This window comes from Actinospica durhamensis, assembly GCF_018139695.1.
Taxonomy (GTDB): Bacteria; Actinomycetota; Actinomycetes; order Streptomycetales; family Catenulisporaceae; genus Actinospica; species Actinospica durhamensis.
Map to the genome: position 1 here is coordinate 1 of NZ_JAGSOG010000088.1, position 21,010 is coordinate 21,010.

A 21,010-nucleotide genomic window follows, 5' to 3' on the forward strand; every position below is an offset into this window, starting at 1 on the left:
CGACCAGCCCGAGTGGAAGGGCGCCGCCGGCATCGTGCTGCTGGCCGAGGCGGCCCGCCGGGTACGCGAGGCCGGCCTGCACATCGGCAACGCATCGGGCGTGTTCGTGGTCGCATTGACGGGGGAGCGCGGCGCGAGGACACTAAGAACCGAACGTTCGGTCGGCTAGGAGGCGGAATGACCACGATCAGCGAGTCACGCTTCGACGCGCTGCTCGCGGCGGACGAGCGGATCGAGCCGCGCGACGAGATGCCTGAGGCCTACCGCGCGACGTTGATCCGGCAGATCGCCCAGCACGCGCACTCGGAGATCATCGGCATGCAGCCGGAGGGCAACTGGCTCACCCGGGCGCCCTCGCTGCGGCGCAAGGCGATCCTGCTGGCCAAGGTGCAGGACGAGGCCGGGCACGGGCTCTACCTCTACGCCGCGGCCGAGACGCTGGGCGTCTCGCGCACGGAGCTGCTCGACGCGCTGCACACCGGGCGCCAGCGCTACTCCTCGATCTTCAACTACCCCACTCTGACCTGGGCCGACGTCGGCGCGATCGGGTGGCTGGTGGACGGCGCGGCGATCGTGAACCAGATTCCGCTCACCCGCTGCTCCTTCGGGCCCTACGCCCGGGCCATGGTCCGCATCTGCCAGGAGGAGTCCTTCCACCAGCGGCAGGGCTACGAGTCGCTGCACACGCTCGCGCGCGGCACCGAGGGGCAGCGGGCGATGGCGCAGGACGCGGTGGACCGCTGGTGGTGGCCCTCGCTGATGATGTTCGGGCCGCCGGACGCCACCTCCACGCACTCGAGCCGGTCGACCGAATGGAAGATCAAGCGGCACTCGAACGACGAGCTGCGCCAGCGGTTCGTGGACCTGTGCGTGCCGCAGGCCGAGATCCTGGGGCTGACGCTGCCCGACGCCGACCTGCGCTGGAACGAGCAGACGGGGCACTACGACTACGGCGAGATCGACTGGGCCGAGTTCAAGGCCGTGCTCGACGGGGACGGGCCGTGCAACCGGCAGCGGATCGAGCGCCGTACGCAGGCGCACCGGGATGGGCAGTGGGTGCGCGACGCGGCGGCGGCGTACCAGGCCAAGCACGGACAGACGCCCGCGGCGCGGGGCACGGAAGGAACGGACCGATGACCGGGGACCTCTACGACCTCTGGGAGGTTTTCGTGCGCGCCCGCCGGGGACTTTCCCACCAGCACGTCGGATCGCTGCACGCGCCGGACGCCGAGGTGGCGCTGCGGCGGGCGCGGGATCTGTACACGCGGCGCGGCGAGGGGGTCTCGATCTGGGTGGTGCCGTCCGGCGCGGTGTCGGCGAGCGACCCGGGGGAGAAAGAGCCCTATTTCACCCCGGCCCGGGACAAGGACTACCGGTATCCGACCTACTATGAGTTGCCGAAAGAGGTGCGAGGGCTGTGAGCAACGCGCGGGCGCTGACGGCGCTGACCAAGACGCTCAAGCCGCTGGACGGCTACGCGCTCGCCCTCGGTGACGACGCGCTGATCTCCTCGCACCGGCTGAGCGAGTGGCTCACCTACGCGCCCGACCTCGAGGAAGAGGTCGCCCTCGCCAACATCGCGCTCGACCAGCTCGGGCAGGCGCGCCACCTGCTCGGCTTCGCCGGGCGTTCCAGCGGACTGTCCGAGGACGAGCTGGCCTATCAGCGCGTGGACCGCGAGTATCGCAACAGTCTGCTCGCCGAGCTGCCCAACGGCGACTTCGCGCACACGATCCTGCGGCTGTTCTTCTTCAGCACCTACCAGCGGCTGCTCTACGCGGGCCTCACGGCGTCCGCCGACGGCGAGCTGGCCGCGTTCGCCGCCAAGGCCGCGGTCGAGGTGGGCTATCACCACGAGTACGCGGTGAGCTGGACGCTTCGGCTCGGCGACGGTACCGAAGAGAGCCACGACCGCGCGGCCGCCGCGCTGGCGGAGCTGTGGCCGTATACGGCCGAACTGTTCGCCGTGGACGAGGACGTGGCCGCGCTCGCGGCCGAGGGCCTGGTGCCCGACCCCGAGTCGTTGGCCGGGCCGTGGAGCGAGCAGGTCGGCACGGTGCTCGCGCAGGCCACCCTCGGCACCGCGCCGAGCGGGACCTGGCGCCCGTCCGGCGGCCGCGCCGGGCTGCACACCGAGGCGCTGGGCTACCTGCTCGCGGAGATGCAGTCGGTCCACCGCGCGCACCCGGGGGCGACGTGGTGACGGCCACCAAGACGGCGCGGGAACTGGTCGAGGGCGTTCCCGACCCGGAGATGCCCTGGGTCACGCTGGGGGATCTCGGGATCGTGCGCGAGGTCACCACCGGACCGGGCGAGAGCGTGCGCGTCGCGCTCACCCCCACCTACCTCGGCTGCCCGGCCATCGAGGCGATGCGTACGGACGTGGCCGAGGCGCTGACCGCGCAGGGCTATCGGGTCGAGGGGGTCGAGCTGCGGCTCGACCCGCCGTGGACTTCGGCCGCCATCACCGAGCGGGGGCGGCAGAAGCTGGCCGAAGTCGGCATCGCCCCGCCGCACCTGACAGAGAACGCCGATATGCACGTCTCCGGAACACATTCGTCCACCCCGCTCAGCCTCGGGGTGCGCTGCCCGCACTGCGGCGGCATCGAGACCGCGCTGCTGAGCCGGTTCGGCGCGAGCCCGTGCCAGGAGCTGCGGCGCTGTTCCTCCTGCGGGGAGCCTTTCCCGGCGGTGCGGTCATGAGTCTCGCGTTCCATCCGCTGCGCGTCGCCGCCCTCGACCCGTTCACGCCCGAGGCGGTGCGCATCGTCCTCGAGGTGCCGCCGGAGCTGGGCGAGGCGTACCGCTACGTGGCCGGCCAGCACGTCACGGTGCGGTACCCGGTGCCCGCCGAGGGCGACGACGGTGAGGTCAGGGAGCTGCGACGCTCCTACTCACTGTGCGCCGCGCCGACCGAGCAGGCGCCGAGCACGCTGCAGATCGCGGTCAAGCGCTCGGTTCCGGGCGGCTTCGGCGACTACGCGGTGCGCAAACTGGCCGTCGGCGACCGGCTCGACACGCTCACCCCGACCGGGCGCTTCCACGCCTACCCCGAGCCGGGCACCCACCACGTCGCGATCGTGGCCGGCAGCGGGATCACGCCGGTGTACGCGATCCTCGGCGACCGGCTCGCCCACGACCGGGACAGCCGGGTGAGCATCGTCTTCGGCAACCGGACAGCCGCCGACGTGATGTTCCTGGAGGATCTGGCCGATCTGAAGGACCGTTACGGCGCGCGGCTGAACCTGCTGCACGTGCTCTCCCGCGAGGACCGCGGGATTCCGCTGCTGAGCGGGCGGATCGACCCGGTGCGCCTGCCGGAGCTGCTGGCCGCGATCGACGCGGGACCGCAGGACGCGTACTACCTGTGCGGACCGACCGGCATGGTCGAGTCCGCGCGCGAGGTGCTGACCGGGATGGGCGCCGACCGGGTGCGGTTCGAGCTGTTCGAGTCGGGGCCGCGCCGCGCGCCGCTGCCGGAGGCGGAGCGCAAGGACGTGCCCGCGGCCGCGCTCAGTGTCACGCTCGGCGGGCGGACCAGTGCCTGCGAGATGCGTCCGGACGACCAGAGTGTGCTCGACGCGGTGCTGCGGGCCCGACCTGACGCCCCGTATTCCTGCACCGCGGGGGCCTGCGGCACCTGCCGGGCGAAGGTCACCTCGGGCAGTGTGGAGATGACGCACGACTACGCGCTCGAAGAAGCGGAGAAGGCGGCCGGGTTCGTCCTGACCTGCCAGTCCATGCCCACCGCGGAACGGGTTGAGCTGGACTTCGACGCCTGAGTGAGGCGTGGACGGGTATCGACGCCCGCTCAGCTCGAGCGGGCCAGCGCGAGCCGCCGCACGTCGAGCAGCACCTCGCTCTGCTGGTCGAAGGAGTCGAAGCGGATCCGGCGCTGGTCCACGCCGAGGTCGAGCAGCTGCCTGACCGTGCCCGCCACCATGGGTCCGGAACCGGCCAGGAACGCGTCGTGCCGGGTCCAGTTGTCGTGCTCGGGCCCGTGCTGGGCCAGTACCTCGGCCAGCGCGCCGCGCTCACCGCGGAAGCGGTGGTCCTCGGAGACGGCCGGGACCACGCGCAGCAGCGGGTCGCGCTTGACCAGGGCGGCGAGGCGCTCGAGGCCGTAGAGGTCCTCAATGTGCCGTACGCCGAAGTACAGGTGGATGCGGCGGTGGTCGTTCCAGCGGGAGAGCTCCTCGGCCAGGGCGATCATGGGCGCGAGGCCGGTGCCGCCGCCGACGAGCAGGATGTCGCGCTGCGAGCGCGGGTCGCAGATCATGGATCCGACCGGCGGGCCGAGCCGCACCACGTCGCCCACCCGGGTGTGGTGCACCAGCGCCGAGGAGACCCAGCCCGCGTCGATGGCCTTCACGTGCAGGTGCAGCAGTCCGTCGCCGGCCGGCGCGTTGGCTATCGAGTACGGGCGCCACACCCGCGGCCAGCGCAGCGTCTCGACCGAGGCGTACTGCCCGGCCTTGAACGGGTAGGGCGAGTCCGGCTCGAGCGTGACCACCGCGGTCGAGCCGTTGGGGCGCAGGTGCCCGACCACGCGGGCGGTCCACCAGGGCGGGCACTGCAGCGCCGCCTGGTTCGCCGCCTCCACCATGATCGCGGCCACCTGGTGGAACGCGGCGTACCAGCATCCGTCCATCTCGGCGGTCCAGCGCGGCCCGGCGAACCGTCGCAGGGTGCTGAGCAGGCACTGGCCGACCACGGCGTAGTGTTCGGGGCGCACGCCGAAACGGCGGTGGTCGCGGCCGAGCTGGCGGACGTACTCCTCCATCCCCTCCACGTCGTGCGCGCGGTGCACCAGGGTGATCAGGGCCGTGATGAGCCGGTCCCGGTGCGCGTCCATCATCGGCGGGAACAGGTCGCGCAGCGCCGGGTCCTCGAGGAAGAGCAGGGCGTAGAAGTGGCTGGCGAGTTTGTCCGCCTCGGCCTCGACCAGCGCGAACGACTCCTGAAGCAGGCGCGGGTCGAAGGGCGTCGTCACGCAGTCTCCCCTGGGTCTCGGGTCCGGACGGTCACTCGTCGGCACGAGCGCTACTCACGCTAGGTCATGGAGCGCCCACGCGTGGTCCGTTCGGGCTAATTCGCCGCCCCCACGCCAGACCCGGACGGGCGCGGCGCCCTCTTGGCCGACGCGGTGGCGGATGCCAGGATCGGCCGCATGACTACCGCACTCATCACCGGCGGCACGGCGGGCATCGGAAGCGCGTTCGCCGAGAAGTTCGCCACCCTCGGCTACGACCTGGTCCTGGTCGCGCGCGACCGCGAGCGTCTGGAGGACTGCGCGGTGCGCCTGCGCCGGCAGTCCGGCGCGGACGTGCAGACACTGAGCGCCGACCTGTCCACGGTCGAGGGCCGCGCGGCCGTGGAGGAGCGGCTGGCCGACCGGGGCCGGCCGGTGGACATCCTGGTGAACAACGCCGGGTTCGCGCTCGGCGCCTCGTTCCGCCGCGGCACCGTGGAGGAGGAGGAGCGGCTGCTCGACGTGCACGTACGGGCGGTGCTGCGGCTGACGCACGCGGCGCTGCCGGGCATGGTCGAGCGGGGCAAGGGTTCGGTCATCAACGTGGCCTCGGTCGCGGCGTTCGTCCCGCGGGGCACCTACAGCGCGGCCAAGGCCTGGGTCGTGGCGTTCAGCGAGTCGGTGGCGGCGGAGCTGGGCGACACCGACGTGCGCTGCATGGCGCTGTGCCCGGGCTTCGCGCACACCGAGTTCCACGAGCGCGCGGGCATCGACGAGGGCGACATCCCGAAGTGGATGTGGCTCAACGCCTCCGACGTGGTCGACGCCGCGATCGCGGACCTGCGCAAGGGCCTGACCGTGAGCGTGCCGAGCGCGCGGTACAAGATCCTGGTCGGGGCCAGCAAGCTGGTGCCGCGCCGGCTGTCCACGAAGGTCTCGCGGAGCGTGTCGAAGCGCTGGTAGCGCGCGCGGCGCGGCGCGGTCACATCTGCGGGTTGAGCACGAAGAGCCCGCAGATGCGGCCGGTCTCGTCGAACACGACGCGCCCCTTCATCGGGCCGCCCTCGAACTCCATCGGGATGTCCACGGCGGTGTACTCGCCGACCGGCCGCACGATCGGGTCGCCGCAGCTCTCGTACGCCCCGACCAGGCCGGCCAGCTGCGGCCAGGTCTGGGCCAGCCGCTCCGGCGGCAGCTGCGCCCGCATGGTCTCGTCGAACTGCTCGATCAGCTCCCCGTCCCGGCCGGCCTGCCAGGCCTCGAGCACCTCGAGGGCGCGCCGGCCGGCGTCGGGCAGCAGATGGTCCGTCATGACGGCGCCGGTGCGCGGGTTGACGGGGCGTCCGAAGCGCTGGAACGCGGCCTGCCGACTGGTGCCGAGGGTGTCGCCGACCTCCTGCCAGGTGTGCCCGGCCGTGCGCGCGCGTTCCACGCAGTGCTGCAGCGCCGCGTCGGACAGGCTCCGCAGCCGCGCGGCGATCCGCACGGTGCCGAGTTCGGCCGGAACGTGGCCGCCCTGCCGCAGCGCGTCGGCCAGTGCCGTGGCGGTCTCGGCGAGTTCGTGCGCGAACTGGTGATCGTCTGAGCGGGCATCGGACGGCATGAGAATGTTCTACCCCCTCGGCTCGCCCGCACCGGCTCTGAGCGGGCACGACGCGCCACGCCCGGGCCTTCGGGGCGCGGGGGAGCCGGCCCGCCGCAGACCGGCCCGGCGGCCGGGGACGCCCGCGACGCGCCGGGTCTACACTCGCCTGATGCGTCTGACCAGGCTCGTTCCCACCCGTCTACTCGGCAGCTCCGGCTTCGCAGCGATAGGCAGGCGCGTCTTCCCGCGCGCCGACCTTCTGCTGCAACGCCTCAGTCGCGGCCGCGTCTCGCTGACCGCCGCGGCGGGCATGCCGTTGCTGCTGCTCGAGACCGTGGGCAGGCGGACCGGGGAGGCGCGGATCACGCCCCTGACGTACGCGACACAGGGGTCGGACTTCCTCGTCGCCGGATCCAACTGGGGGCAGGAACGCCAGCCCGGCTGGGCGCTGAACCTGCTGGCCAAGCCGGAGGCCGTGGTGGACCTGCACGGCAGCCGCATCCCGGTGACGTCCCGTCAGCTGCACGACGCCGAACGCGCCGCCGCGTGGTCGCTGCTGCTGGAGATCTGGCCCGCCTACGATCAGTACGTGCGCCGCGTACACGAGACCTCGGACCGCGAGATCATGGTCTTCCGCCTGGAGCGGGAGTGAGCGCGCCGCCCGGGCCCGCGATCGAGATCGTGCCGGCCAACGAGGCGTCGTGGGAGGAGCTCCAGGCCGTCTTCGGCCCGCGCGGCGAGGCGCATCGGTGCCAGTGCCAGTGGTTCCTGATCCCGGCGTCCGAGTGGCGGCAGGTGAGTGTGGAGGACCGGGCTCAGCGGCTGCGCGGGCAGACCGACTGCGGGCATCCCGAAGCCGAGGAGACCACCGGCCTCGTCGCCTACCTCGACGGTGAGCCGGTGGGGTGGTGCGCGGTGGAGCCGCGGGTGAACTACCCGCGCCTGCGCGGCAGCCGCGTTCCGTGGTCGGGCCGTACCGAGGACAAGGACGATCCGGGAGTCTGGGCCGTCACCTGCTTCGTCACCCGTGCGGGCTATCGCCGACGTGGCGTCAGCCGGGCGCTTGCGGCGGCTTGCGTCGACTTCGCCCGGGAACGCGGCGCCCGCGCGCTCGAGGGGTATCCGATCGTGATCAAGCCGGGCCAGGAATTCGGCTGGGGAGAGCTGTACGTCGGCAGCCGGGAGATCTTCGTCGCGGCCGGGTTCCGCGAGGTCAGTCGGCCGACCGAGCGCAGAGTCGTGATGCGGGTGGACTTCTGACGCCGCGTCGGGGGCGCCCCGGCGCGGCGTCTCGGTGCCCGCGGGCCCGCGGGCCCGCGGGTCTCAGTCCCCGGCGGTCAGCGCGGTGAGCAGGCGCCGCAGCGAGTCCAGCCGGGCCGGGTCGACCGGGAACTCGTCGAGCAGACAATCAGGCGCATCCGCCATGTGAGTGCAGCCGCGCGGGCACTCGGCCGTGATGGCGGCCAGTTCGGGGAATGCGTCGACCACCGCGTTCGGCGCCACGTGCGCGAGGCCGAACGAACGGATGCCGGGGGTGTCGATCACCCAGCCGCCGGGCAGCTCCTCGGCGCCGTCGCGCGCGTCCTCGTCCAGATCGGCCAGGCCGTCCGGGTCGTCCAGGTCGAAATCCACCTCGGGCACGGTCGCGCCGAGACGGCCCGCGTCACCCGCGTCAGCGGCGCCGACGGTTCCGACCGCGGCCTGCACCGGGGCCGCCAGCTGCGCCTCGACCTCCATGGCGGGCAGCCGCAGGGCCACCGCGGAGGTGGAGGTGTGGCGGCCGCGGCCGGTCACGTCGTTGACCACGCCGACCACCCGGTCCGTGCCGGGAATCAGGGCATTGACCAGGGTGGACTTGCCCACGCCGGAGTGGCCCACCAGCACCGACATCTTGCCGGCCAGCACGCGGCGCAGCGGGGCGAGGTCGCCGTCCTGGCGGGTGACCACGACCTCCACGCCCAGCGGGCGGTAGGCCTCGACCAGCGGGGTGGGGTCGGCCAGGTCGGCCTTCGTCAGGCACAGTACGGCGGGCAGGTGCGCCTCGAGCGCCGCGACGAGGCAGCGGTCGATCATCCGGGGACGCGGCTCCGGGTCGGCCAGGGCCGTGACGATCACCAGCTGGTCCGCGTTCGCCACGATCACGCGCTCGACCGGGTCGGTGTCGTCGGCGGTGCGGCGCAGCACGTGGTGGCGGGGCTGGACCCGGACCACCCGGGCGAGCGCGTCGGGGCCGCCGCGCAGGTCTCCGACCAGGGACACCTGGTCCCCGACCACGACGCCCTTGCGGCCCAGCTCCCGGGCCTTCATCGCGGTCACCTCGGCGCCCGCGCGTTCACCCGAACTGATCAGGCAGGTGTACCGGCCGCGGTCCACCGCCAGCACCATCGCGTCGGCGGCGTCCTCGCTGGTGGGGCGGATCTTGGTGCGCGGCCGCGAGCCGCGCGGGTTGGCCCGCACCCGGATGTCGTCCTCGTCGAAGTCCCGACCGCGCCTTACCACCGGGCTGCCCTCAGCATCCGAAGTCCGTGCCGGCGAGCATGGCCGCCCAGCGGGCGGGGAAGTCCGGCAACGTCTTGCCCGTGGTGGCGATGTCCACCACCCGCACCCCCGGCACCGCGAGGCCGAGCACGGCGCCCGCGGTCGCCATCCGGTGGTCCTCGTAGCTCTCGAACACCCCGCCGTGCAGGGGCACGGGCTCGATCAGCAGTTCGTCCGGCCGTTCCGTGACCGCGCCGCCGAGGCCGTTGATCTCCTTGGCCAGGGCCGCGACCCGGTCGGTCTCGTGCAGCCGGATGTGGCCGATCCCGCGCAGCCGCGAGGGCGAGTCGGCCAGCGCGGCCAGCGCGGCGATGGTGGGGGTGAGCTCGGACTCGTCGGCCAGGTCCAGGTCCACGCCGTGGATGGTGCCGTCGCCGGTCACGCTCAGGCCCTCGTCGGTCAGCTCGCAGCGTGCACCCATCAGAGTGAAGATCTCGCGCAGCCGATCACCCGGCTGGGTGGTGTGCCGCGGCCAGTCGGGTACGGTCACCCGGCCGCCGGCGACCAGGGCGGCGGCCAGGAACGGCGCCGCGTTGGACAGGTCGGGCTCGATGGTCTGGGACACGGCGTGGATCGGGCCGGGCTGGACCCGCCAGCGCTCGGGCTCCGAGTCGTCCACGACGACCCCGGCGGCCCGCACCATCTGCACCGCCATCTCGATGTACGGCTGCGACGGGAGCCGCCCGCCCACGTGGCGCACGTCCACGCCGCGCTCGAACCGGGCGCCGGAGAGCAGCAGCGCCGAGACGAACTGCGAGGACGAGGCCGAGTCGATCTCCACCACGCCGCCGAGCAGCGCGCCGCGGCCCCGCACGGTGAGCGGGAAGTGGCCCGGGTTCGCGGTGTCCTCGATCTGCGCGCCGAGCTCCCGCAGCGCCTCCACCAGCGGGCCGAGCGGCCGCTCGTGCGAGCGCGGGTCGCCGTCGAAGTGGACCGGGCCGTCGGCCAGCGCGGCCAGGGTGGGCACGAAGCGCATCACCGTACCCGAGGCGCCGACGTCCACCGAGGTCTCGCCGCGCACCGGCCGGGCCGGGGTGACCTGCCAGGATCCGTCGGGGCCGTCCTCGATGCCGGCGCCCAGGGCCCGCAGCGCGTCGGCCATCAGCAGCGTGTCCCGGCTGCGCAGCGGGCGGGAGAGCACGCACGGCTCCTCGGACAGCGCGGCCAGCACCAGCGCCCGGTTCGTCGCCGACTTCGATCCGGGCACGCTCACGCGCGCGGTGACCGGCTCCGTCACGGTCGGTGCGTCCCACAGCTCATCGCGGCTCATAGACCAAGCCTATCGGGGGATGATGGAGCGCATGTGCGGGAGATACGTGGTAGCCACGCCGTTTCAGCAGATGGCGCTGGATTTCGGGGCCACGGCCGAGGGCGCGTTCGCCGCGCACTACAACCTCGCCCCGACCGCCTCGGTCCCGGTGCTCTGGCAGCGCGGCCAGGACGAGGGCGCCCGGCGGCTTGACCTGGCCCGCTGGGGCCTGGTGCCGTACTGGGCCAAGGATCCCGGCATCGGCGTGCGCGCGTTCAACGCCAGGATCGAGACCGCCGCCGAGAAGCCGATGTTCCGCAGCGCCTTCGTCCGCCGGCGCTGCGTGCTGCCCGCCGACGGTTACTACGAATGGCGTAAGGGCGAGGGCAAGTCCAAGCAGCCGATGTTCATCCATGCGGCCGACGGCGCGCAGCTCGCCTTCGCCGGGCTCTACGAGAGCTGGAAGGACGCCGAGGGCCGGGTGCTGTGGAGCGCCTCGATCCTGACCGGTCCCGCCCTGGGCGAGGAACTCGCCGCGATCCACGACCGGATGCCGCTGACCGTCGCCAGGGACCGGATCGAGCTGTGGCTCGACCCGGAGCTGCGCGACGCCGACCAGGCGCGTTCGCTGCTCGATCTGGACACCGCGCCGGCCTGGACCGCCCGGATGGTCGGGCCCGAGGTCGGCAACGTGCGCAACAACGGTCCGGCCCTGATCGCCGCACTGCCGCACCAGGCCGGGCCGGTGGACGCCGGTGCGCTGCCCGCCGTGGGCGCGCTCGAGGCGGAAATAAGCGGGGTAGTGCCGCTGTTCTAGTGCACGTGACCGGATTGCTCACCAGAAACCCCGTGACTTCGCCCGACGTGTTCGTCTTGGCGCCTCGAGTCGTTGATCCGACCCCACAGCGGCTATTGTCGGGTGGGGTCCGGCTGGTCGGCGTCGGTTGGCAGCGCCGGGGCGCGGGCCCGGACACGGAGGTTGGAACCAGCGTGGGCACTGACGCGGACCACGAGCACCGCGTACCGGAGGAGCTCGAACCAGAGCCCGCCGAGGCGCAGGACGAGGCCCTCGCCGCCGCGTCGGAGGGGGACGAGTCCCCGGCCGAGCGCGACGCGCGGTTCGAGCACGACGCCATGCCGTTCCTGGACGCCCTGTACTCGGCCGCCCTGCGGATGACCCGCAACCCCGCGGACGCCGAGGACCTGGTGCAGGAGACCTACGCGAAGGCGTACGCCTCCTTCCACCAGTTCAGGCCCGGCACCAATCTCAAAGCCTGGATGTATCGCATCCTGACGAACACCTTCATCAACGGGTACCGCAAGAAGCAGCGCGAGCCGCTGTCCGCGGGCACCGACGAGATCGAGGACTGGCAGCTGCACCGGGCCGAGTCGCACTCCTCCACCGGGCTTCGCTCGGCCGAGGTCGAGGCGCTCGACCACCTGCCGGACTCGGACGTCAAGGAGGCGCTGCAGTCGATCGGCGAGGATTTCCGGATGGCGGTGTATCTCGCCGACGTCGAGGGCTTCCCGTACAAGGAGATCGCGGACATCATGGGTACACCCATCGGCACGGTGATGTCCCGGTTGCACCGCGGTCGTCGTCAGCTGCGGGACCTGCTGGGCGACTACGCGAAGCAGCGGGGATTCGGCTCGGCGGCCGATTCGTCGTCGGGTAGTGGCAAGGACAAGGAGGCCGTGTCATGAGCTGCGGGCACCCGCATGACGACTGTGCTTCGGTGCTCGAGCACGTCTACGAGTACATCGACCACGAGATGGCGGCCGACGACCTGGCCACCGTCAAGCAGCACTTGGACGAGTGCACCCCCTGTCTGGCCGAGTACGGCCTCGAGCAGGCGGTGAAGGCTCTGGTGCAGCGCTGCTGCTGCGAGACCGCGCCGGAGGACCTGCGCGCCAAGGTGCTCTCGAAGATCCGTCAGGTACAGGAGGGCGTGGCCGCCCCGGCCGACGACCGCGGCGAGCCCGCGTCGACGACCGCCGGCTGACTGCCCCGCGGTGGGGCCCGCGGGGTCGCCAAGCTTCGCGGCGTGGCCCACGCCGGCGGTGACGCCCGACTCGTGACCCTCGCGTGACGAGGATGTGACGCCCCGTCAGTACCGGCCCACCTGGGCACTCGCGGGTTCGCCCGAAGAAATGAATTCCTTCCTTCTCCGCCCCCTCTCGAGGCCCCGGCTCAGTACGCTTAGCCGGTAGTCCGATCGGAGGGACCGATGGGGCTGGCGAGGATGACCCGATGCCCCAACGAGCCCGGTACCTCTGCGCCGCCGTGCTGGCCGCGGCGGCGCTCACGGCCGCGTTCATCCTGCCGCGCACGCACTGGCACGCGGTGCCCCGGGCCCCCTTCGTCATCCTGCTCTCGCTGCTGGTCGTGCTGGTGCTCACGGTCCGGCTGCCGCTGCTGCGGGAGAGCCCGGCCGGCCCGGCGATGGTCTCGGTGCTGCTGGCCTCGGTCGTGCTGCTGCCGCCCGGCGCCGCCGCGCTGGTGGGCGCCACCGCGTCCCTGTTCATGGTGTTGCGTCGGGCCGACCCGCTCCGGGTGGCCTTCGCCTGCGCGGTCGCGTTCCTCGCCGCCGCGGCGGGCGGCGAGCTCTACACCGGGGTGCACGGCTGCCGCGCCCTGACCGCCTCTCAGTTCCCCGCCGTCCTGCTGCCGATAGCGCTGGCCATGGCCGCGGTCAGCGCGGTTCCGGCGATCCTGGTGGAGACCTATCTGGTGACGGCGACCGGCCGGGACCGGGCTCTGGCGGTGCGGGAAGTGGTACTCAACGCCTTCCCGCGCAACGTCGCCTACGCCGGTGTCGGGCTGCTCACCGCCGTGCTCTGGAGCGACTCCTACGACGCGCTGGCCGCGCTCGTGCTGCTCGGTCCCGTGGTGGTCACCCGCTGGGCCACGGTCCAGGCCGAGGAGCAGCGCGCCGCGCACGACTCGATCATCAGGACGCTGGTCCAGGCGGTCGAGATCAAGGACCTCTACACCCGCGGCCACAGCGAGCGGGTGGCCAGGCTCACCGGCATGATCGCGGCCGAGCTGCGGCTGCCGCCGGAGCGGGTCGAGGTGCTGCGCTACGCCGCGACCCTGCACGACGTGGGCAAACTCGGCGTGCCGACGCGGCTGCTGCGCAAGACCGGCCCGCTGGACGAGGCGGAGTTCCGCGAGATCCGGCTGCACCCGGCGCGCGGGGTCGCGGTGGTGGGCGAGATCGCCTTCCTGGACGAGGCCTACAGCGCGATCCTCTACCACCACGAGCGCATGGACGGCAGCGGCTACCCGAAAGGGCTGCGCGGCGAGGCGATTCCGCCGTTCGCCCGGATCATCGCCGTGGCCGACGCGTTCGACGCGATGACCTCGACCCGGTCCTACCGGCAGGCCCGCAGCGTCGAGGAGGCGCTGGCCGAACTGCGCGCCTGCTCCGGCACGCAGCTCGACCCCTCCTTCGTGGACGCCATCATCAGCGCCCTGGCCAAGGCCGCCGCGGCCGGCCGGGTCTGGCGCGGGGACGGCTCGGGCGCGGAGCCGGGGGAGCCGCCGGTCACGGCCGCCGCGCTGCCGCCCGGCGCGGTGGTGGCCGAATTCGACCACGACGACCTGGAGTATCAGGGCCCGAGCCGACCGGCCGGGCCTGCGCACGGTTCGGGCGAGTCCGAGGCCGAGGCGGCGTTGCTGAGCCCCGAGGCCGGGGACGAGGACGACGCCGGCTGTGTCGCCCCGTCCGCCCGTCGGCGGGCCGGCTCCGCTGCGGCCGGCCCGGTCCGTTCGGCGACGGAACAGGTCTCCTCGGCGAATTCGAGTACAGATTTAGAACGGCTCTCCGGAGCTCCCGCGGAGGCGTTCGAAATCGGCCGGAACGGTCATTCGAACATTGTCTCGCCTGGGGTGTTCGGGACGGTCGGGGCCGGTGTGGCCGCGGTTCCGGGCGCGGCGGGTGTGGTCGGGACGACGGGCGTCTCCGGCGCGGTGGACGAGGAGGCGCAGGACGCCGCGGTGCGCGCGTCCGGCCTCAGCCTGCCCACGCAGACCGGCCACGACCTCGACGTACTCGACCCGGCCGAGACGGCGGCGGACCCGCGGGAGTCCCGATGAGAGCGCTGCGGCCGTCCTCGCGCATCCATGCGGTTGCCGCGGTCACGGTCGTCCTCGGCGTCTTGGCCGCGGTGGCCCGGCTGTGCGTGGACGGCCCGGTCCAGATCGAGATCGCGCTCGTGTTCGGGGCGGTGATAGCGCTGGGCGAGGCGATGCGGATCACGCTGCCGGGCGGGCGCGACAACGCGCCGCTGGCGGCCACGGTGTCCCTCGGCTACGCGCTGACCGACCGGATCGGCGGCCACCCGGCGCAGTGGAGCGCGTCCCAGGTGGTCGTCGTGGTCGCGGTCGCGGCGGCGGTCGGATCGCTGCCGCAGACCCTGGCCGGCCGGCCGCCGCACGTCGGGTACCTGATCCGGCGGGTCGGGGTGACCGGCTTCGTCGCCTGCATCGCGCGGACGGTGCTCTACGCCCAGGTGGGCGACGCCTCGCACCAGGAGTTCCTGCTCCTGTTCAGCGCGCTGGCCTGTATGGGCCTGCTGCTCGATTCCGGCTGGGCCGCGGTGTTCGCCGCGACCACCTCGCCCCCGCTGCCCGCCGCGTATCAGGCGCCTGCGGCATGGGCGGTGCCGGCGCAGGCCGCGCCGGGGACGGAGCGGGAGCCGGGGCAGGACCCGGCGGCGGGCGCGGCGGCGGATACAGGTGCTGCGACGATCACGGCGTCCGCGGCGGCTTCGGTGTCGGCGTCCGAATCGGCGTCCGAGCGCGGCGGCTTCCCCCGGAAACTGAGCCGGTTCCTGCTGGTGTGGGTGCGTGAGTGCACCGCGACCGCCCGGATCTGCCCGGCCGTGGCCGCGCTCGCGGTGGCCCTGGCCCTGGCGGCTGACCCGCTGGGCCTGTGGGTGCTGCCGATCGCGGCCGCGCCGATCCTGGTGATGCAGCGCGCGCTGCGTCGCTACGCGGCGATCCGGGCCACCTACCAGCAGACCATCCGAGCCCTGTCGCGGATCACGGACCTCGCCGGGTACACCGAGCCCGGCCACGCGCGCCGCGTATGCCGGCTCGCCCTCGCGATCGGCCGGGATCTCGGCATGAGCGAGTCGGAACTGCTCGACCTCGAATACGCCGCGCTGCTGCACGACCTCGGCCAGCTCTCGCTCGCCGACCCGCTGCCGGGGGGAGCGACGGTCTCCGCGGCCCCCGCCGTGGTCGCCGAAGTCGCGGCGCGCGGCGCGGAGGTGGTGTGCGAGACGGGCGTGCTCGACCGGGTGGCCCGGCTCGTCCAGGCACAGTGCCTGCCCTACGCGGCCGAGCAGCAGCAGGCGCCGAGCGGGGGCGCGGCGGACGAGGCGCGCGCGGCCGCCGTCCTGCGCGTGGCCAACGACTTCGAGGACCTGTGCAACGCCGAACCGGGCCCCGGCGCGCACATCGCCGCGCTGGCCCGCATCCGCCTCGGCGACGGCGGCCTCTACGACCCGCAGGCCGTCGCCGCGCTGGCCAGGCTGGTGCGCACCTTCTGAGGCTTCCGGTGCCGGGCTTCCGTGCCGGGCTTCCAGTGTCGAGCTGCCGGTTTCGGCGAAGTTGGTACTGTTCGGCTATGAGCGAAGTGGTCCTGGCGCAGACGGCGGCGAACGAGTCCGGCCGACCCGCCGGCGGTTACTGCGGCCACTGCGGCGAGGAGCTGAGCGCCCCGCATCGGCGCTGCGAAGCGCAGCTCGAACTCGAGCCGCCCCGGTACTGCCCCGAGTGCCGTAGGCGTCTGATCGTGCAGGTGCTGCCGACCGGCTACCTCGCCCGCTGCTCCGCGCACGGGGAGCTCGCGGCGCCGGACGCGGCCTGAGTTCCGGACCCCGGCCTCAGCTCCGGCTCTGGCCCTGGTCCTGCAGCGGCAGCATGTACGCGCGCAGCATCTCGGTCATCTCCGGCCGGGGACGCCAGTCGCGCTCGGGCACGCGGACGAAGCCGAGCCGCTCGTAGAGCCGGTGCGCCGTGGTCATCTCGGGCCCGGTGGACAGCACGAGACGCGAGGCCCCGGCCGACCTGGCCCGCTCGATGCAGCGGCGCACCAGCGACTCGCCGACGCCGCGGCCGCGGGCGGCGGGCACGGTGGCGAGCATCCGGAACTCCACCTCGCCGTCCTCGGCCACGTCCTGCCAGGGCGAGCCGGGCTCGGCCAGCACGACCGTGCCGAGGATGTCGTCGGTCCCGTCGTCCATGGCCACCAGCAGCGTGGTGGCGGGCGAGGCCCAGCGGGCGCGGGCGTCGCGCAGCACCAGCAGGTACTCGGGGCCGGCCAGCCCCTCGCCGCCGTAGACCTCGGCGGTCACCTCGCCGATCCGGTCGAGTTCGTCTTCGCGCGCCTCGCGCACCAGCAGATCCATGCTCATGATCCTAAATGCCCCGCACCGCCCGCCCGGACCGGGCCCGCGGTGGGCGGGTGCGGTCCGGGCCGACGGTATGCGCGGCGCGTTGCGGACGGGTCGGTGCGGGCCTGGCGCCGGGCTCAGGCCGCGGGAGCTATCACGCTCAGCGGTTCGGCGTGCTCCGCCTCGTGGTCGTAGTCGGCGGCCGAGGTCGAGTCCACGCCGGGCGGGGCCTTGACCGCCTTGAGCACGAAGTTCGCCACCACCAGCACCACCAGGTTGACCACCAGCGCGGTGACGGCGATGTACGCCTTCTGATGCGTCCACGGGATCAGCGCCACCTGCGAGGCGAAGTGGTGCTGGGTGGCCGAGGACTGCTGCCAGGCCACGACGGCGCCGTAGCCGATGCCGCCCGCCCAGCCGGCCAGCAGGGCCCAGCGGTGGAAGTAGCGGGTGTACAGGCCCCCGACGATCGCCGGGAAGGTCTGCAGGATGAGCACGCCGCCGAGCAGCTGGAAGTTGATCGCGCTGGTCGCGTCCAGACCGAGGACGAAGGCGAGCGCGCCGAACTTCACCAGCAGCGAGACCCACTGGGACACGGTGGTCTGCTGGTGCGGCGTGGCGTCGGGCTTGATGAAGTCCACGTAGACGTTCCGGGTGAACAGGTTCGCCGCCGCGATCGACATGATCGCGGCCGGCACCAGGGCGCCGATGACGATCGCGGACAGCGCGATCCCGGCGAACCAGGACGGGAACATCGCATCGAACAGGGCCGGGACGGCGTGCTGGGCGTTGTTGCCCAGGCTCTTGGTGGTGAAGCCGGCGGCGATGGCCATGTAGCCGAGCAGCGCGACGAAGCCGAGCATCAGCGAGTAGACGGTGAGCGCGGAGACGTTGCGCCGCACCGTGCTGCGCGCCTTCGTGGACAGCACGCCGATCTGCGCGTGCGGGTACATGAACAGGGCCATCGCCGAACCGATCGCGAGCGTGGCGAAGGGCATCGTGTTCGCGTGCGAGAGCAGCAGGGAGCCGGCCGGCAGGTGCGTGGTCGGGTTCGGTGTGCTCAGCCGGGTGCCGGCCGCACTGAAGATGTGCGTCCAGCCGCCGAGCCGCATCGGGATGTAGATCACCGCGACCAGGATCGTGACGTAGATCAGCAGGTCCTTGACGAAGGCGATCATGGCCGGGGCGCGCAGGCCGGAGGTGTAGGTGAACGCGGCCAGGATCAGGAACGCGATGAACAGCGGCAGGTCCTGCGCCCAGGAGGAGCCGCTTGAGCCCACGCCCATGACGTAGAGCACGGACTGGATGCCGACGAGCTGCAGCGCGATGTACGGCATGGTGGCGACGATGCCGGTGATCGCGATGGCCAGGGACAGGCCGCGCGAGCCGTGCCGGCCCTTGACGAAGTCGGCCGGGGTGACGTAGCCGTGCTTGCGCGAGACCGACCACAGCCGCGGCAGGAAGACGAACACCAGCGGCCAGACCAGGATCGTGTAGCCCACCGCGAAGAAGCCCAGCGCGCCGGTGGCGAACAGCGAGGCGGGTACCGCGATGAATGTATAGGCGGTGTACAAATCCCCGCCGATGAGGAACCAGGTGATGAAGCCGCCGAAGGAGCGGCCGCCGAGTCCCCACTCGTGCAGGGACTTGCCGGCGGCGGCGTCGCCCGAGCGGCGCCAGCGGGCGGCCTGGAAGCCGAGCCCGGCGACGAGGACGAACAGCACGATCACGACGGTGAGTTCGACGCCGTGCACGCCGGTGCCGGTGGAGCCGGCGGCGAGGGGAGTGTGCGGGCTCATGCGCCGCCCTCCCGCGTGTCGCCGTCGTCGGCGCTCTGATCGAGGGCGAGGGTACCGGCGGCTGACGGCCCGTCGGCCGCGCGGGCCTGCCGCCGCCTGCCCTCGTCGATCCTGATCGCCCAGAACGCGGCGACCATGAGCACGCCGGTGAGCACCACCAGCAGCAGCTGATACCAGTAATAGAACGGAAACCCGCCGAGCTCGGGCGTCGCGGAGTTGTAGGTGGGTACCGCGATCACCGCCACCATCGGCGCCAGCACGCAGAACGTCGCGACCAGCCGCAGTGGGCTGATCATCTTGTACGGGGTCGACCCCCCGGACATGGGCACCTCCATGAGAGCTATGTCACAGATGGCATTGCCATGGAGGGTAGTTGCGTGCGATCCGGTTGTGACGGACCCGGTACATTTCGATTCGGTCTCGAATACTGCCGAAGTGGAACTGATTCGAGCCCTTACACCTTGCGACCGTGCCTGACCTTCAGCGCGCACAGGCCGAGCACGAGCAGGAAGGTCAGCGCGTTGGTGGCGGCCACCGCGGGCGCGTCCCCGACCAGGCCGTAGATCAGCCAGATGGCGACGCCGGTGCCGAACATGGCGAACCAGCCCCAGGAGAAGTCCCCGGTGGAGTGGGTCCGGAAGGCGCGCAGGACCTGCGGCAGCCAGGACAGGGTGGTGAGAGCTCCGGCGACGAGGCCGATGAGCGTCGCGTGGGACACGGTGAGAAACCCCCTCGGTCGGCACGTTGCGTGCCGCTGTGGACGGACAGGCTTTGTGCAAACGCTGTACAAATACATAATCGTGGGGTGACCCCTTCCGTGTCCAGTCCGCGCGTCGGTACGAACGGCGACGATTCGGCCAACAACTCCACCCGGATGCTGGCCCTGCTGCACCTGTCCGGCGGCTCGGCCACCCGGGCGGAACTGACCGCGCAGCTCGGCTGCGGCCGCTCCGCCGCCGGGTATGCCCTGACCGAGCTCGTCGGGCGTGGCCTGGTGCGCATCGACGACCGTCCGGGCGCCCGGTCCGGCACCGGCCCGGGCCGGCCCTCGCACCTGGTCGAGGTGGCCCCGAGCTCGCCGGTCGCGCTCAGCGTGCACCTGCGCGTGGACACCCTCGACGTCGCCGTGGTCGAACTCGGCGGCCGGGTGCTGCGGGTGGAGCGCGAGCCGGTGGAGGCGCGGCCCGACGTCGCCTCGATCTTCCTGCGGATCGGCAGACTGCTGCGGATGCTCGGGCGCGAGGCCGGCCGGCCGGTCGCCGGGGTCGGGGTGTCGATGCCCTCGCCGGTGCGCAGCGAGGACGGCTACGCGCTCCAGCCCCGCCACCTGGAGTGGACCGGCGTGCCCGCGCGCGACCTGGTGCGCGAGGGGCTCGACGCGGCGTGGCCGGTCCACGTCGGCAACGACGCCAACCTCGCCGCGCTCGCCGAACACCGGCACGGCGCCGGCCAGGGCGCCCGGCAGCTGCTCTACGTCACCACCGAGCACATCGGCATCGGCGGCGCGCTGGTGACCGAGGGCTCGGTCTTCGGCGGGGCGCGCGGCTACGCGATGGAGGTGGGCCACACCAGCGCCGACCCGGACGGACCGCGCTGCTCCTGCGGCTCCCGCGGCTGCCTGGAACTCGTGGCCGACACCAGGGCGCTGATGCGGGCCGCGTACCTCCCGGACACCCCGGTCACCGGCATCGGCTACCGCGCCAGAGTGCTGATGGAGGCCGCCGAGCGCGGCGACCCGACCGCCCTCGCGGCCGTCGACGAGGTCGCCACCCGCCTCGGCGTGGGGCTGGCCGGGCTGGTCAACCTGCTCGACCCGGACCGCATCGTGCTCGGCGGGCTGCTCGCGAAGCTGCTTGCGCTCGGCCGCACCAGGATCACGACCGAGCTGAGGGAGCGTTCGTTCCTCGAACGCGCCGTCCCGGTCCCGGTGGAGGTGGCCGCCCTCGACTCCGGCGCCCTGCTCGGCGCGGCCGAACTCGCGCTCGAGCCGGTGCTCCAGGCGCGCGGCGAGTGGTCGGAGGCGAGCGCCGCCTCGTGACCGGCGGGCGGACAAAGGAGTACGAAATGATCGCACGGAAGAAGAACGCAACCGGCTGCGGCGGGGTAGGGGGAGGACAAGCGCCTCGGGCGGCGCGACCGTGAACGGCCGGCTCGGCTAACCTCGAACCCAGGCTATGTCGGCCGATCGAGAATGGGGATCTCGATATGCACTCTTCCGCGACCACGTTCATCTCGGGCGATCCCACCAACCACGGTGCCAACGTGGGCGCGGTGGCGCTGTTCGCCCTGGGCATCTTCGCCCTCATCGGCCTGCTGGCCTTCCTGATCACCCGCGGCGGCCGCCGCCCGCTGGGCCCGGCCGCCCGCTCCCAGCCGATGCCCGCCCCGCGCCGGGAATCCGATCCGGAGCCGGAGAGCGAGCAATCGCCGAGCGCCGCCTTGGACGTGCCGGCTCAGTAAGG

The 21,010-nt window shown here is 72.7% G+C and carries 24 protein-coding genes; 16 read left to right on the forward strand and 8 right to left on the reverse strand.

Going from position 1 to position 21,010, the window contains the following annotated elements:
• Window positions 1-177: 177 nt before the first annotated feature.
• From paaA to KDL01_RS18350, 5 genes are read left to right on the forward strand one after another with little or no spacing between them, the layout of a single operon-like run.
• The gene (gene paaA / locus KDL01_RS18330; RefSeq protein WP_212529732.1) at window positions 178-1,137 is read left to right on the forward strand and encodes a 1,2-phenylacetyl-CoA epoxidase subunit PaaA; all 960 of its coding nucleotides are present in this window, start codon (window positions 178-180) and stop codon (window positions 1,135-1,137) included.
• Window positions 1,134-1,421, forward strand: a complete 288-nt coding sequence (gene paaB / locus KDL01_RS18335; protein ID WP_212529733.1) for a 1,2-phenylacetyl-CoA epoxidase subunit PaaB — start codon at window positions 1,134-1,136, stop codon at window positions 1,419-1,421. Before paaA ends, paaB begins: the two co-directional genes overlap by 4 nt.
• On the forward strand, window positions 1,418-2,203 hold the full coding sequence (paaC, locus tag KDL01_RS18340) for a 1,2-phenylacetyl-CoA epoxidase subunit PaaC (RefSeq protein WP_307846399.1): 786 nt from the start codon (window positions 1,418-1,420) through the stop codon (window positions 2,201-2,203). The genes paaB and paaC overlap by 4 nt, the downstream gene beginning before the upstream one ends.
• The gene (paaD, locus tag KDL01_RS18345) at window positions 2,200-2,703 is read left to right on the forward strand and encodes a 1,2-phenylacetyl-CoA epoxidase subunit PaaD (protein ID WP_212529734.1); all 504 of its coding nucleotides are present in this window, start codon (window positions 2,200-2,202) and stop codon (window positions 2,701-2,703) included. The genes paaC and paaD overlap by 4 nt, the downstream gene beginning before the upstream one ends.
• On the forward strand, window positions 2,700-3,782 hold the full coding sequence (locus KDL01_RS18350) for a 2Fe-2S iron-sulfur cluster-binding protein (RefSeq protein WP_212529735.1): 1,083 nt from the start codon (window positions 2,700-2,702) through the stop codon (window positions 3,780-3,782). Before paaD ends, KDL01_RS18350 begins: the two co-directional genes overlap by 4 nt.
• Before the next feature lie 29 nt (window positions 3,783-3,811).
• On the opposite strand, the gene KDL01_RS18355 is transcribed toward KDL01_RS18350, so the two are convergent.
• Window positions 3,812-4,993, reverse strand: a complete 1,182-nt coding sequence (locus KDL01_RS18355) for a globin domain-containing protein (RefSeq protein ID WP_212529736.1) — start codon at window positions 4,991-4,993, stop codon at window positions 3,812-3,814.
• Between the two features lie 177 nt (window positions 4,994-5,170).
• Here KDL01_RS18355 and KDL01_RS18360 point away from each other — a divergent pair, with 177 nt between their 5' ends.
• Entirely contained in the window at window positions 5,171-5,935 is a 765-nt protein-coding gene (locus KDL01_RS18360; RefSeq protein ID WP_212529737.1) for an SDR family NAD(P)-dependent oxidoreductase, read from the forward strand.
• A gap of 19 nt (window positions 5,936-5,954) precedes the next feature.
• Here the strand turns inward: KDL01_RS18360 and KDL01_RS18365 are convergent, their stop codons facing one another.
• The gene (locus KDL01_RS18365) at window positions 5,955-6,575 is read right to left on the reverse strand and encodes a DUF3887 domain-containing protein (RefSeq protein WP_212529738.1); all 621 of its coding nucleotides are present in this window, start codon (window positions 6,573-6,575) and stop codon (window positions 5,955-5,957) included.
• Window positions 6,576-6,726: 151 nt separating this feature from the next.
• Here KDL01_RS18365 and KDL01_RS18370 point away from each other — a divergent pair, with 151 nt between their 5' ends.
• Window positions 6,727-7,209, forward strand: a complete 483-nt coding sequence (locus KDL01_RS18370) for a nitroreductase family deazaflavin-dependent oxidoreductase (RefSeq protein WP_212529739.1) — start codon at window positions 6,727-6,729, stop codon at window positions 7,207-7,209.
• The gene (locus tag KDL01_RS18375; RefSeq protein ID WP_212529740.1) at window positions 7,206-7,817 is read left to right on the forward strand and encodes a GNAT family N-acetyltransferase; all 612 of its coding nucleotides are present in this window, start codon (window positions 7,206-7,208) and stop codon (window positions 7,815-7,817) included. Before KDL01_RS18370 ends, KDL01_RS18375 begins: the two co-directional genes overlap by 4 nt.
• 63 nt (window positions 7,818-7,880) lie before the next feature.
• On the opposite strand, the gene rsgA is transcribed toward KDL01_RS18375, so the two are convergent.
• Both rsgA and aroA read right to left on the reverse strand, forming a co-directional pair.
• Entirely contained in the window at window positions 7,881-9,056 is a 1,176-nt protein-coding gene (gene rsgA, locus KDL01_RS18380) for a GTPase RsgA (protein ID WP_212529741.1), read from the reverse strand.
• A gap of 10 nt (window positions 9,057-9,066) precedes the next feature.
• Window positions 9,067-10,365 carry a 3-phosphoshikimate 1-carboxyvinyltransferase gene (aroA, locus tag KDL01_RS18385; RefSeq protein WP_212529742.1) on the reverse strand — a complete coding sequence of 433 codons (1,299 nt, stop codon included), beginning with the start codon at window positions 10,363-10,365 and terminating at the stop codon, window positions 9,067-9,069.
• Window positions 10,366-10,396: 31 nt separating this feature from the next.
• On the opposite strand from aroA, the gene KDL01_RS18390 reads away from it, so the two are divergent.
• The 6 genes from KDL01_RS18390 to bsaP all read left to right on the forward strand — a co-directional run bounded on the left by KDL01_RS18390 (window position 10,397) and on the right by bsaP (window position 16,223).
• Window positions 10,397-11,161: an SOS response-associated peptidase gene (locus KDL01_RS18390; RefSeq protein ID WP_212529743.1), complete on the forward strand. Its 765-nt coding sequence runs from the start codon at window positions 10,397-10,399 to the stop codon at window positions 11,159-11,161.
• Between the two features lie 113 nt (window positions 11,162-11,274).
• Window positions 11,275-12,048 (forward strand): sigma-70 family RNA polymerase sigma factor, encoded by a 774-nt coding sequence (locus KDL01_RS18395; protein WP_368861597.1) that lies wholly within the window; start codon window positions 11,275-11,277, stop codon window positions 12,046-12,048.
• Window positions 12,045-12,347 carry a mycothiol system anti-sigma-R factor gene (gene rsrA / locus KDL01_RS18400; RefSeq protein WP_212529744.1) on the forward strand — a complete coding sequence of 101 codons (303 nt, stop codon included), beginning with the start codon at window positions 12,045-12,047 and terminating at the stop codon, window positions 12,345-12,347. Before KDL01_RS18395 ends, rsrA begins: the two co-directional genes overlap by 4 nt.
• A gap of 248 nt (window positions 12,348-12,595) precedes the next feature.
• Entirely contained in the window at window positions 12,596-14,443 is a 1,848-nt protein-coding gene (locus tag KDL01_RS18405) for an HD-GYP domain-containing protein (protein WP_212529745.1), read from the forward strand.
• Entirely contained in the window at window positions 14,440-15,903 is a 1,464-nt protein-coding gene (locus KDL01_RS18410) for an HD-GYP domain-containing protein (RefSeq protein WP_212529746.1), read from the forward strand. The genes KDL01_RS18405 and KDL01_RS18410 overlap by 4 nt, the downstream gene beginning before the upstream one ends.
• A 77-nt stretch (window positions 15,904-15,980) precedes the next feature.
• Window positions 15,981-16,223: a biotin synthase auxiliary protein BsaP gene (bsaP, locus tag KDL01_RS18415; RefSeq protein ID WP_212529747.1), complete on the forward strand. Its 243-nt coding sequence runs from the start codon at window positions 15,981-15,983 to the stop codon at window positions 16,221-16,223.
• Between the two features lie 16 nt (window positions 16,224-16,239).
• On the opposite strand, the gene KDL01_RS18420 is transcribed toward bsaP, so the two are convergent.
• The 4 genes from KDL01_RS18420 to KDL01_RS18435 all read right to left on the reverse strand — a co-directional run bounded on the left by KDL01_RS18420 (window position 16,240) and on the right by KDL01_RS18435 (window position 19,266).
• The gene (locus KDL01_RS18420; protein WP_212529748.1) at window positions 16,240-16,764 is read right to left on the reverse strand and encodes a GNAT family N-acetyltransferase; all 525 of its coding nucleotides are present in this window, start codon (window positions 16,762-16,764) and stop codon (window positions 16,240-16,242) included.
• A 122-nt stretch (window positions 16,765-16,886) separates the two neighbouring features.
• The gene (gene mctP, locus KDL01_RS18425) at window positions 16,887-18,548 is read right to left on the reverse strand and encodes a monocarboxylate uptake permease MctP (RefSeq protein WP_212529749.1); all 1,662 of its coding nucleotides are present in this window, start codon (window positions 18,546-18,548) and stop codon (window positions 16,887-16,889) included.
• Window positions 18,545-18,871, reverse strand: a complete 327-nt coding sequence (locus KDL01_RS18430; protein ID WP_212529750.1) for a DUF3311 domain-containing protein — start codon at window positions 18,869-18,871, stop codon at window positions 18,545-18,547. Before KDL01_RS18430 ends, mctP begins: the two co-directional genes overlap by 4 nt.
• Before the next feature lie 131 nt (window positions 18,872-19,002).
• The gene (locus tag KDL01_RS18435) at window positions 19,003-19,266 is read right to left on the reverse strand and encodes a SemiSWEET family sugar transporter (protein ID WP_212529751.1); all 264 of its coding nucleotides are present in this window, start codon (window positions 19,264-19,266) and stop codon (window positions 19,003-19,005) included.
• 87 nt (window positions 19,267-19,353) lie between these two features.
• Here KDL01_RS18435 and KDL01_RS18440 point away from each other — a divergent pair, with 87 nt between their 5' ends.
• Both KDL01_RS18440 and KDL01_RS18445 read left to right on the forward strand, forming a co-directional pair.
• Entirely contained in the window at window positions 19,354-20,586 is a 1,233-nt protein-coding gene (locus KDL01_RS18440) for an ROK family protein (RefSeq protein WP_212529752.1), read from the forward strand.
• 167 nt (window positions 20,587-20,753) lie between these two features.
• A complete protein-coding gene (locus KDL01_RS18445) occupies window positions 20,754-21,008 on the forward strand; it encodes a hypothetical protein (RefSeq protein WP_212529753.1) in 255 nt (84 codons plus the stop codon).
• Window positions 21,009-21,010 lie beyond the last annotated feature (2 nt).